The organism is Siphonobacter sp. SORGH_AS_0500 (genome assembly GCF_031453245.1).
Classification (GTDB): domain Bacteria; phylum Bacteroidota; class Bacteroidia; order Cytophagales; family Spirosomataceae; genus Siphonobacter.
Window position 1 is genome coordinate 194,890 of sequence record NZ_JAVIYT010000008.1, and the last position, 12,782, is coordinate 207,671.

The following is a 12,782-nucleotide window of genomic DNA, read 5'->3' on the forward strand; positions in this document are numbered from 1 at the left end:
AAAATTAAGACATGACAAAAAGAGATTTCGATGCGGTAGTGGTGGGTTCAGGGCCGAATGGACTGGCGGCAGCGATTACCTTGCAGGAAGCAGGACTTTCGGTTCTGGTGGTGGAAGGAAAATCGACGATTGGGGGCGGGCTTCGCACGCAGGAGTTAACCCTGCCCGGTTTTAAACATGACATTTGCTCGGCCATTCATCCCCTGGCGGCAGGCTCGCCGTTCTTCAATACCTTACCGCTCGAAAAATTCGGTCTGGAATACGTGTATCCTGAAGTGGCGGCGGCTCATCCTTTTGATCAGGGTAACCCCGCTGTTCTCTATCATTCCATTGAAAAAACGTCTGAGACGTTAGCAGAAGATCAGGAGCGTTATGCAACCATGGCCCGTTTTCTTACAAAAGTATGGCCAAAAATTGCCGTCGATACCCTCGGTCCTTTAGGTTTCCCTTCGCATCCCTTTGATTTTGCCCGTTTCGGTTTACACGCTTTACCTCCGGCCACCTGGTTTAGCGGACTTTTTAAAAGTCAGCAGGGGAGGGGGTTACTGGCCGGAATGGCCGCTCATGCTATTCAACCCTTGAGTAACTGGACGACGTCGGCGATTGGTCTGGTATTATTGACGGCGGGACATTTACGCGGCTGGCCCGTTCCCAAAGGAGGTTCAGCATCCATTGCCAAGGCATTGGGGGCTTACTTTGAATCAATTGGCGGAAAGATTCAAACCAATTTCTACGTTACTTCTCTGAAGCAGCTGCCTTCGAGTCATGCCGTTTTATTCGATATTACACCAAAGCAGCTTTTGAAAATTGCGGGACACGAATTTTCGTCTTTGTATCGAAATCAGTTGAGTCGGTATCGTTACGGCATGGGTGTATTTAAAGTAGACTGGGCATTGGATGAACCGATTCCTTTTAAAAATGCCGAATGCCGAAAAGCCGGAACGCTTCATCTAGGTAATACGCTTGAAGAAATTACGCATACGGAAAAACTAAGTTCCGAAGGCAAACACCCCGATAACCCTTTTGTGCTACTGGCTCAGCAAAGTCAATATGACGCTTCGCGGGCACCCGAAGGAAAACACACGGCTTGGGGCTATTGCCACGTTCCGCACGGTTCTACGCTGGATCGTACGGCAGTAATCGAAAATCAGATCGAACGCTTTGCTCCGGGTTTCAAAGACCGGATTCTGGCCCGCCATACGTTTAATACCGCCGAAATGGAAGCGTATAATCCTAACTACATCGGTGGTGATATTAATGGCGGAATTCTGGACATTGGTCAGTTATTTACCCGTCCGGCCCTGCGACTCTCGCCCTACCGTACTTCCAGAAAAGGGTTATACATCTGCTCTTCTTCCACGCCACCGGGCGGGGGCGTGCATGGCATGTGCGGGTATCACGCCGCCAAGCGGGCCTTAGCAGATGTGTTTAAGATTAAGGAAAACCGAAAGTTGGTTCCATGAGTAAGAATCTAGCTTTGTCTTTAAAACATTTATTGTCCCCCGCAGTCGCTCGGCTCTAACAACTGGCTATAGACTTCTGGCCGATGTGATGCGACGATCAGCGGGCCACAGAACTATCTTTCCCAAACAAAAACAAGCTTGCAGCCATCGGCCAGAGGCCTACCAGACTACATCGTCACTCGGCTAGAGCCGAGCGGCTGCGGGGGCAATTTTACTAAGCTTAACACCGCCCCATTTTACCACTGTCTTTTATTTCGTTCAAGAACTTGTTTCCTGAAAGTATACTTTTTTTCGCTATTAGTGAATATTAACTCAATGTAAAGAGATAGTTGAGATTTGCTAAGACAACTAATTCTTTAGTTAATATAATATGTGTAATTATTATATTATTTCGTAATGCGGCCTTAATACCTAGGTCATATTGCTGTAGTCTCTTTGCGGGAAATTTCTTTCAAATTCCCGCTATATGAAAAACAGTTTATTTGCTGTCCTATTACTCGTGTGGGGCTCGTGCTGGTTTTGCCAGCCTCTGCTTGCCCAAACTACTCAGGCCTCGATCTCCGGGGTTATCTCAGAAAAAGAAAATATGCCTCTATCCGGGGCAACGGTAACGATCAAAAACCTCTCTACGGGTTTTACGACCGGAACGGTTACGAATGCGAAAGGGGAATATTCCTTCAAAGAACTACCCCTGGGTGGTCCTTACGACGTGAGTGCAACCTTCGTAGGATATGGCGAGCAAAAACGCTCAGGGTACATGCTAAACCAGGGCGACGCTGTGCGTGTAAACCTGACCGTTCAGGAGAAAGAGCAAAGCCTGGAAGTAGTTCAGGTGGTGGCTTCTGGTCTGAAAAATAAAATTGAAGACATTGGTACAGCAACGGCTGTTTCTGCCAAAGCCATGCTAGCGTTACCCGTCAATGGCCGAAATTTTACTTCATTAACGGATTTGTCTCCCCTGAGCCGGGGAAGTAACCTGTCGGGTCAGTTAGGTTCTTCCACGAACTATACGATTGACGGGATGACCGCAAAGAACCCGACTTCTGCGGGTGCTACCACTAGCCGAAGCGGTGCTCCTTATTCTATTTCCATTGAAGCCGTTCGGGAATTTAAAGTAGTCACTAACCAGTACGACGTAACTTTCGGCCCGGGCCGGGGGTGGTACCGTCAGTGCGGTAACCAAATCGGGTACGAACAAATTTACGGGAAGTATCTTTAACTATACCCGGGCCAACTGGCTGTCGAGCCCGTATGACATTCGTGGTAACCGTCGGAATGTTCCTTTCTCGACGAACCAGTATGGTTTTTCATTAGGCGGTCCGATCATTAAAGATAAATTACACTTCTTCCTCGTTTGGGATCACCAACAAGACTCACGTCCGCTGGTAATTGCCGACATTCAGTCTCCCGCGGATGAAAACCGTTTCAACGTAACAACGGCTACACTGGATCAATACATTGCCATTGCCCAGAATAAATACGGCATGTCCAGAACGGGTCGTCAATACGGTACGTTCGATAAAAAACGTGGTTCAGACGCTGCTTTTGCCCGTATTGACTGGCAAATCAATAACAAGCACCTCTTGACGGTTCGTAATAACTTTACTTACGATCTGAACAAACTGGGATTGGCTGATAATACGGCCATCAACCTGTATGAGTCCTACGGGAATGACCTGAACTGGGATAACAGTTTTCTGGCGACGCTGCGTAGTTCGCTGAATCCTAAAATTACGAATGAATTAAAAGTACAGCATTTATATACCTATCAGAAAAGTAGTCCCGGCGATCAGTTACCGGCGGCTAACATTCCTCGGGCCATTGTTGAAAACGTTCCATCCAAGTTAAGCGATGGAAGAACTGTAACGACGGCCATTCAGATGGGCGGGCACCGGTTTGCTCAGGAATCTTTCAAGAACAACGTTATTCAACTGGTTGATAACCTTTACTACAACACGGATAAGGTTCAATACACCTTTGGACTGGACCTGATGTATACGAACGCCTATTCGGTGTATGGTAGCGAAGTCAATGGACGCTTCCATTATAACGTCGATACCAAGGCAGGGACAACGGCTTTACAGAATTTTAATGATCTCAAGCCCTACCGTTATTACCGGGAAGTACCTTTGATGAGTGATTGGGGAGTAACCGGGAATACGTTAAACGCTGGTATTTATGGACAGATGGAGACGAAGTTAGCTCGGGGGCTAGACATGACAGCTGGTTTGCGTTTGGATTATACCTATTACCCTTCATCGCCTTTCAACCAGACTGTGTTTGACGAGCTGGGCATCCGTACGGATCATAAACTGAAGGCTTTCGTGGTGCAGCCCCGGGCTCAGTTTACCTGGGATGTCAACGAAAATCATAAAGACTTCGTCCGTTTTGGAGCCGGTATTTTCGCCTCTGACATCAATAACTACATGGTGATTAATAACCTGACATTTGATGGAAAACACCTGGCGACGGTGGATGTACGTTCTCCGAATATCCCAACACCAGACTTTAACGCCTACCGCAATAACTTCTCAAGCATTCCAAGTCTGGCTCAGTTCCAGTTACCGACTATTAACACGAATGCTCCAGACGCTCGTATTCCGGTATTGTACAAAGCAAACATTTCCTATAGCCACTTCATTACGGACAAGTTTCGCGTAGGAATCGCTGGATATATGTCATTGGGACGTAACAACTACATGTACGTTGATCGTAACATGGTGGCTGATCCTCTCTTCCGTTTAGCGAATGAAGATAACCGGGGCGTGTACGTACCTTTAAGCACCATGCCTGAGTCTGGAGTACCCGACTGGTTAGAAGGACGGATCAGCAAGAAATTGGGTCGCGTGCTGGAATTAAACAGTCAGGGCAAAGTAAATCAGTTTGCTTTTGTTGCCGACGCAACGTATCAATACTTCAAAGACGGAGAAATTACGCTGAGCTACACCTGGAATGATGCTCGTGATAATACTTCCTACAATGGTAACGTAGCCAACACGGCAACGCTTTCATTACCTGTGAAAGATGATCCACGGGATTTGAGTCGAATGACTTATTCAGATAACCATTTCCGTAGCAAAGTAGTATTAGCGGCGACTTCTCCTTCGTTCTTAGGCATTACGATTGGTGTTCGTTACTCAGGTATTGGAGGTACGCGTTACTCCATGCTTTCGGGTGCCAATAATAACGGCGACTTCGTAGGTACCAACGATCTGGCGTTTATCTTCAACCGTTCCAATGGAGAAGTTCCCCAGAACGTGCGTGCGGGTCTTCAGTCCATTTTGGATAACCCAGACGCAAGTCAAAGCATCAAGGATTATATTCTCAAATACGAAGGTAAAATTGCCGAGCGTAACGGGGGTATCAACGGTTTCTTTGGTACGTTTGATGTACGGGCCAACAAGAAATTTAAGCTCTACAAAAACCACGCTCTGGAAATCTCTGCCGACGTATTTAACTTCGCTAACCTACTGAATAAGAATTGGGGAGTTACGAAGACGTTTGGAAATCAGACCTTATACGGTTTAGGCGTACCCGCGGCCAATGGAAATGCTGCCATTCCTGGCTTCGACCGGACCGCTCAACGCTTTAACTACCGGGTAAATACGGCGGGTGTGGTCAATCCCTCCGGTAATCCTTACCAGATTCAATTGGGAGCCCGTTACAGTTTCTAGGCATTTCTACTTTCGATAGAAAAAACCCGGTAACCTCAACGTTACCGGGTTTTGCTGTTCAGGGTCTACGCTTTGGGTAACTTTACGAAAAACTGGGTGCCCTGATTCTCAATACTGTTAAACCAGATTTGTCCTCCGTGAGCCATTACAATTTGTCGGCAAATGGCGAGGCCTAAGCCAAAAGGCTGTTCCCCTGAGGTGCCCGCTCGTTTGGCGGTAGTGAAGAACTCGAAAATATGCTTCTGTAAAGATTCAGGAATGCCAATGCCCCGATCCTGCACGGAAATGATAACGTCATGCGGGAGTTCCTCAACCGTTATGTGAATGGTTTCACCCATGTCACTAAACTTAATGGCATTTCCCAGCAAGTTCCCGATCACCCGAAATACTTTTTCCCGGTCAGCCCGAATGGTTACCTCCGGTGTGTTCAGAGAAATGATCTGCTGTTTATCGTCTGCTTTATGACGCAGCATATTAACGCTGGAACTTAATAGCTCACGAAGCTGAACCTCTTCTTTCTGAATATCCTGATTCGCGTTGACGTTCACCTGTAGCAATTGGCTAATCAGGCTGGTGGCATTCATGGAGGCGGTCTGAATCAGGTTGAGTAATTCAAGTTGCTCTTCGGTGTAATGTCCATCATACAGTAAGAGCTGAGTGGCGGAATGTACGGCTCCAATAGGGTTTCGAAGATCGTGTGCCACAATTTTCATCATCTGCTGGTTCTGCTGCTGACTTTCTTCCAGGGCTTTCACGGTATCTATCATTACAGTATTTTGCCGGGCAATTTCTTCATTAAGTAAGGTTAGCTCAGCAACGTTACGCTGGGCATTTTTCCAGTTTCGGTAGACTAAAAAAGCAATACTCAGAATCGTTAAGGTAACCAGAAGGATGATGGCGAGCGATAATTCCTGTAACCGGTCCCGTTGTTTGTTCAGAGCAAGCTCATAGTCCCGCTCGGTCTGGGCCATGCTTTGGCTGATGTCTAGTCTTAATCCTTTGCGTTCCTCCCGCTCATTTTCATCGCTGTAACCGATATAACTCATCAGATGGTGAGCGGCGGTCTCGTAATTTTTCTGTTCATACTGATACCGACCGCTAATTTTCTGATATTCAAAACTGACCTCACGGCTGGGGTAACGCGACAGTGACTCCGCTAGTTTTTGAAGTTCCTTATGAACCTTGGGGTAGGCTTTATTTTTAAGGTACAGTTCAATTAAACTAAGCTGTGACAATTGAGCGTTCTCAATGTCTGAACCTAGCCTGTAATTAGTATCAATGCAGGCTATAAACATTGTTTCGGCTCGGCTGTAATCTTTTTTAGCCATATAGGCATCTGCCTGATTACTCATCACCACTACCTTGGCCAGCGACATGAACTGCTGCTGGTTGGGGTAATTTTTTTCTTCCTGCCGGATATATGCCAACGCCCGGTCATAGTAATAGAGAGCACTGTCCAGATCACCCAACTGGCGATAACTCAAACCGATATTATCCAGACTGCCCTGTTTCTCTACAAAGGTTAACTCAAAACCTGCATCCGGCTGGCAATTCTGTAATTCCTCGAATTCCTTTTTGTAGTACTCAATCGCCTGATTGTACTTTTTGTCCCCATAGGAAACCATAGCGATACGCCTGGAATATTTACTCAACTCACAGGTTTCACCCGCTTCAATCAATACCAGTTTTCCCTCAAAATAGTACGGATACACTTCCGAATACCGTCGTTGCTGAAGTAAGTCATCACCTTTAAAAAGTAAAGCGTCGGCATAGTCTCTGGGGTATTTTTTCTGAACGTCAGGTGATTTAAATAAAGAAAGCAACTCATCCGTAGCTTTTCTAGCCTGTTTGGAATAGTTAGAATCTTTTTGATACAGTTGACGTAAAATTTTCAGATGTTTGATTCGATCTCCTGCACCTGGCTGGGGTAGCGTTTGCATTAATGAATCAAGCAAATGAATGGAATAGGGCACACCTTTTTGACGGGCCAGACTATCTACCTGATCAAACCAGGCCTGCCACTGTTTCGGGTGATCCACCCGATCCGTAGAGGTCCATTGGCAACTGAAAAAGATAAGTGCAGGCAAACAAATCAGGCAAATACTAAGATAATGTCGCAAGGCAGAAAGGGCATACCACCTTTGATTATCAATGTTCATTAGATATTTTCACGTAAGTACCGAGTTTATAAAGGAGAGCTATTCAACACAAGTATGGGAAATCTTTCACTGTTTTTTACCTAAAATAAGCGTTAAACAACACGGTTTGTCAAATGATAGCCTATATAAATAAATATTTAAACTTATTATAAGTATAAACTATGTAAACCTCATTCTGTTTTTAGAGTACTATCAACATAAATCAAATAAAAACCCCCATGAAGATCTACGTTCTTCATGGGGGTTTTTAGTAGTATAATTTATAGAGATTACTTCAGGTGAGCACGCAGCATCCAGGCGATTTTTTCGTGGGTTTCCATCACGCCCGTTACCCAGTCGGAGGTACCTGCGTCTTTATGAGCTTCATCGAATTCCTTGATGTTACCCCGGATGAATTCGATAATGCTTTCATGATCCGCCAGCAATTTCGCGATCAGGCTACGACTATCGTTACCACCTCCATCTTTTTCGGTGAGGTGGGTAAGGTCGAGGAAGTTTTTCAGCGTACCGGGAGCATAATGTCCTAATTGACGAATACGCTCAGCTACCTCATCTACGATTTCGGCAGACTGTTTATATAATTCTTCGAAATATAAATGCACAGAATGGAAGTCTATGCCTTCCAGATTCCAGTGAGCATTCAGAGTTTTAGTATAAAGGACAAATTCGTCAGCTAATAATTTGTCAAGCTGATGGGCAACGACAGCACGATTTTCAGCAGAAATACCAAGGATGTTTTCCATAACTATTATGAGTAATTGAAGATTTGATAAGAACCAGTGTTAGGTTACATTATTAATCACAAAATAACCATGCTAGAACCTACTAGGTAATGTCATTTTTTATAATTCGTACTAAGATTTAATCTGCATTAATTTAAACAAGTCGAGCAATTAAAAACAACATTCGAACCGCAAATCAGGAGAGATGAGGATTCTTACTTGACTCTGGAGGACAGGCTTGAAGGTGTAAAGGCAGGTGAGAACCTGCCTTATCGTAGCAACGAGATAGAAACTCGCACTATTGTTTCAGTAGTTATGGGCTACTTAGTAGGGTGGGGGGCGATGAGTTGAATCTGTACATAGCCGCCACCATCTAAGCTTATGCCTTTCTTGAATCCATTGGCATCTCCCGCCGGATCGAACTCATAGATGAACGCTTCGGCGTTAATCGGAGCGATAGAGGTATAATATTTGCCGTTATAAACCAGCGGCGACCGCACCATGCCTACCGGACTCAGGGGGGAGTTCATAAGGGTAACTTTCTGATTTTTTAAATCAAGCTTCACCACCTGAGCAATGTTTTTGTATCGATCACGAATGGAAGTCATCATTTCCTCAAATTGCACGGTTCCGAAAGCGATGCCATTGCTCACGTAATTAAGACCCATCAGGCAGGCTTGCTTGCCCAGCGGAGTTGTTACATCGAAAAAGTAATCCTTATCAAAATCAGATTCCCCTTTTTTAATACGAACGATTCCTGATTTTCCACCCAAACCCGTCCAGAATTTCCCTGCACTCACCACAAAATAATGGTTGCCGTCTTCGTCTTTATCCAACGTGGATAGGTAATCATACCCAATTCCACCAGCGGTAGCTTTGGTTTGAATAACCTTCATGTTGTTCATGGAAGGATAGTCATAAACCAGTGCCCGAACGCCATCCACGACGAAAGATTTGCCCGCGTTATCGTAGAAGTAACCACCGAGAATAAACTTACCATTGTCAACGTAACCTTTACCGGGGAAAAACTCTACTCCTGGTTTACTAGCATCGAAAGGGACCTGAAGGGTGCCCTTGCTGGTTACTCTGAAGTCGGCGATATTGATCAATGCCCAGCCGATTTTTCCGTTGTTTCCCGAGTCCATGGCACCCAGTACCAGCAAGGTGTTATCGTCTACAATGTTGAGCGACTGGAAGTAGTTGGGGACAATACCATCAGTTAACAGATAGGCTTTTTGCTGAATGCTGCCATCTTTACCCATTTCGTACTGAATAAATTTCTTTTCGGGAAGATTCATCAGATACACATATTGCTTATGCCAGAGATAGCGGGAACCATTGGCTTCCAGGCCTTTGCCTTTAAAGGACAGCGACCCTTCCATCAGCGAAGGCGTGGCGGCTACGTATTGCAAATCCTGAGTCCAGCTAGCAATGGTAAAATGTTGAGGGCCCTCGGCGGTAACATTTTCTTCTTTTTTACAGGAAAAGAGATAAACGGCCAGGCCTACCGAAAGCAGTAAGACGGATAGAAACGAGGTTTTTCGAAAACGGGTGATCATGGATTTTTGAATTATTGAAACTTACTTACTGATGAAATATCTGATTTTGAGGCTAATAAACCGGCCCGGCTTTTGGAGCAGATAATTGTCGTATACCTGTCGATCACCCAGATTCCGGCAATCAAGACCCAGCGTATACCGTCGGTTGGGCGTGGTATAATTCACTCCGGCATCCTGAACAAATTGCGTGGGAATTACCTTTTTGGTAGCCCTGGCACCCAGACTGGGCCACCCTAAAAAGTATTGAGGTACGTAATGGGTACTCACGTAAACCGATAGCGAAGAGCCTTTCTGGAGAAAATCCCGTTTGGTAATCTCCGCTTCGGCATTGGCCAGCAGATAAGGGGTGTTTCGCAGCCGATCATTATAGACGATGTTGCGGGCTCCGGTAGAGTTGTATTTCAGTTTGTTCCTCAGATCCTGATACGTGACGTTAGCCGTTAATGATAGCCATTGGTTGTATCTATATCGAGTTTCTGTTTCAATCCCCGCACTCTGAATGCGATTGAGGTTTTCGTAACGAGCGGTGCCAAAAAGATCAGCTTCTCCCAGCCAGATTAAATCGCGGGTAAATCGGTAAAACAAGCCTGTGGACCAGTCTAGCTGGTGTAACTTCCATCGATACTGTTTCTGTAAAGAAGTGTTGACATTGAAACTGCGTTCAGGCTTGAGGTTAACGGCATTCAAAATGGTGTTACCGTCTCCGAGTAATTCTGCGGCTTCGGGTAGGCGAGTGGCATTTTCAGTGGAAGCCTTTAGTAAGGTGGTAGGGGTAAGAAAAGTGCGGGCGGCCAGGCCAAAACCCCAGGTCTGGTTATGCTGGTAATTAGCGATGAGTTGTTTCTGGCTGGAACCTTGGTAATCATAAAGATTTGTACGGGCAGAATAGTGATAATGCTTCGTAAAAAGGGTCAGACTTTTGTCGGCTTTCGTTGAAGTAAGCTCATACGACAAAGCAGAGATTTGCTTGTTCAAATGCTGAGGCTCGCGAAAAGGAATAGTCCATTCTGCCGTAGCCAGAGCATCCATGCCAGTGCGTCGAGTAGATTGCCCGGTATAATTGAAACGAAGTGTATGCTGGGCTGCCAGTGAATAAGTAGCATTCAGGGTAACCAGAGCCGTGCGATCATTGAAGGTATATCGGGACTTTTGTGAACGAATGCCTCCGAGTTCTCCGTTTACATTCGAAGCAATTACCTTTCCCAGCCAGTTATACTTCTGGGAACTGGTATCAATGGTCATGCCGGTAAGCCGATTAAAAAGGGCGGAAGCTTTAACGGAAAGACCCTGGGTTAGAAAATTTTTCTTGGCGAAAGTCAACCCAGGCATCAGGAAAGATTCTTTATACCGAACCTTACCGTAGACAAATGCCATCGTACGACCCGTCTGAATGCCTTTTTCCAGATTGGAACCCGTAAGGCTTAACAGAAGCTGATCGGCCCATTTAACCTGAGTAAACCCTACTTCGAACCGAGCGTTGATGGATTGAAAATCGTCATTGAATCGCCTTAATTTCCCAACATTGGGTAAGGGCCGACCGTCATCGCCTGCGATTTCGATGGTCGGTCCCCAGACTTTGTAGGTATTGGCTGAAGACGAGTACGAAGCCTGACCGACCCAGGTAAAACCACTTGAAGGATGACGATAACGGCCATTTAGGGCAGCCTGATGGGTGCGAAAGGAACCTATACTATACGAGGCATCCAGGTATTGATGGACATCCTGCCGACGGATGATATTCACTGCCCCACCTAAAGCATCACTCCCCAATTCGATAGGGGTAACGCCTTTGTAGACTTCGATCCGATCAACTAGGTTAATGGGAAGGTTATTAATCCGGTAAGAAGATCCGAAGCTTTCCATGGGTATCCCATCCAGGAAAAACTTAACCGCCTTACCCGAAAGTCCATGAATGGAATAGGTAAAATCCGAACCCGTGCCGCCTGTTTCCCGAACCTGAAGCCCCATGGTTTGATCCAACAGGCGATTCATCGCAATGGTGCGGTTTTGAACACGAACGGCATCGATGGCCTCCACCGAAAAGCCTTGCTGCACCACGCGTTTCATTTCTGACTTACCACTAACGGTTACGTTCTTTAAGTCCTGAGCCTGCTCGCTGAGTATAAGTTGAAGCGTATCCGTTCTTGGAAATTTGAGTACCTGCTGATAAGCTCGATACCCCACACCAGAAGCGTGAAGGGTGTACGTTCCTGATGGAATAGAAGGGAAAGAAAACAAACCCTGATCATTCGTTCGGGTACTTCGCTGAAGTTCCTGAAGACGAATATGAAGACCAGATAAGGGCTGTCCCGATGCCGATTGAACCCGCCCCCAAATCATTCGGGGCTGGCTGGATTGCGTCCATCCCAAAGAAGATAAGGACAAAAGAATCCCAATCAGCAAGAATTTTTTAACTTGCATTGCTTTACTAGTTGCCAAACGGTAAAAGCTAACCCTGTTTTACGGGGTTACCCGGTCGTGTAGCTCGAACTACACGACCTTTTTTATAAATGAAAACGGTCAATCAATCGTAAACTAAACGGACGGGGAATTTCATCATTGAGTTCGTCCGTCGTGGCCGTAATCAGGTTAAATACATTGTCTGTCATGGCGAGGAAAGTCTGTCCTTTTCTCAGATAAAATTCCTGCCGATGGGTACTGGCTTCCTGTTCCAGCCAGAAGTGACGAGCCTTGCTCACCTCGGATTCCGCAGTGATGGAAACGGCTCCGCTAAATTCAATCAGAGGAGAGTCCTGAAAAATACTTTCCCGGATTTCACAGCGACTGCCGGGTTCTACGACAACTTTTAATCCTTCCAATTGGATCGTTTGAGCGGTCAACTGCTGATTGTGAATGATGATCGCATTACTTTCAATAAAACCCACATATCCCATCAGAATCAGGATACTCGCCGCGATTACTGCTTTTGTAAAGGCACCTAACGATTGATAAGCAGGGGTAAATAGCGTCAGACGAGGGGGATTATCGAAGATTTTTTGCCAAAGTCGTTTCCGAATTTCGGTTTCTTCTGTAGTAGAACGAATGTATGATTCCGGTACATCGACAAAGGCATGTTCTTCCCGAAGCCAGTCTTCAACGGCCTGCTGTTCAGCAAAGGTTGCCAACCCTTGATAGTATCTTTTCAGCAAATCGGGAGTTACGTACATACGTGCCTTTTTTGAATAGTTGCACGAGACGAAGATTC

The 12,782-nt window shown here is 45.8% G+C and carries 6 protein-coding genes and 1 pseudogene; 2 read left to right on the forward strand and 5 right to left on the reverse strand.

Features of this window, described 5'->3' with window-relative positions; translation table 11 throughout:
• Positions 1-11 precede the first annotated feature (11 nt).
• On the forward strand, positions 12-1,463 hold the full coding sequence (locus tag QE357_RS24105; protein ID WP_309713612.1) for an NAD(P)/FAD-dependent oxidoreductase: 1,452 nt from the start codon (positions 12-14) through the stop codon (positions 1,461-1,463).
• 466 nt (positions 1,464-1,929) lie between these two features.
• Positions 1,930-5,137, forward strand: a pseudogene (locus QE357_RS24110) (carboxypeptidase regulatory-like domain-containing protein).
• Positions 5,138-5,202: 65 nt separating this feature from the next.
• On the opposite strand, the gene QE357_RS24115 reads toward QE357_RS24110, so the two are convergent.
• The 5 genes from QE357_RS24115 to QE357_RS24135 form a co-directional block, all read right to left on the reverse strand.
• A complete protein-coding gene (locus QE357_RS24115) occupies positions 5,203-7,224 on the reverse strand; it encodes an ATP-binding protein (protein WP_309713615.1) in 2,022 nt (673 codons plus the stop codon).
• 341 nt (positions 7,225-7,565) lie between these two features.
• Entirely contained in the window at positions 7,566-8,039 is a 474-nt protein-coding gene (locus QE357_RS24120; protein WP_106636053.1) for a Dps family protein, read from the reverse strand.
• A 299-nt stretch (positions 8,040-8,338) separates the two neighbouring features.
• Positions 8,339-9,577 (reverse strand): DUF4374 domain-containing protein, encoded by a 1,239-nt coding sequence (locus QE357_RS24125; RefSeq protein ID WP_309713619.1) that lies wholly within the window; start codon positions 9,575-9,577, stop codon positions 8,339-8,341.
• A 21-nt stretch (positions 9,578-9,598) separates the two neighbouring features.
• Complete coding sequence (locus QE357_RS24130) at positions 9,599-11,998, reverse strand: TonB-dependent receptor plug domain-containing protein (protein ID WP_309713623.1); 2,400 nt, start codon at positions 11,996-11,998, stop codon at positions 9,599-9,601.
• Between the two features lie 83 nt (positions 11,999-12,081).
• On the reverse strand, positions 12,082-12,744 hold the full coding sequence (locus tag QE357_RS24135; protein ID WP_309713627.1) for a hypothetical protein: 663 nt from the start codon (positions 12,742-12,744) through the stop codon (positions 12,082-12,084).
• Positions 12,745-12,782 lie beyond the last annotated feature (38 nt).

Excerpts from the sequence above, each read along its gene's own strand:
- QE357_RS24120 (WP_106636053.1), bottom strand. The coding sequence starts at position 8,039 with ATGGAAAACATCCTTGGTATTTCTGCTGAAAATCGTGCTGTCGTTGCC.
- QE357_RS24130 (WP_309713623.1), bottom strand. The coding sequence starts at position 11,998 with ATGCAAGTTAAAAAATTCTTGCTGATTGGGATTCTTTTGTCCTTATCT.
- QE357_RS24105 (WP_309713612.1), top strand. The coding sequence starts at position 12 with ATGACAAAAAGAGATTTCGATGCGGTAGTGGTGGGTTCAGGGCCGAAT.
- QE357_RS24125 (WP_309713619.1), bottom strand. The coding sequence starts at position 9,577 with ATGATCACCCGTTTTCGAAAAACCTCGTTTCTATCCGTCTTACTGCTT.
- QE357_RS24135 (WP_309713627.1), bottom strand. The coding sequence starts at position 12,744 with ATGTACGTAACTCCCGATTTGCTGAAAAGATACTATCAAGGGTTGGCA.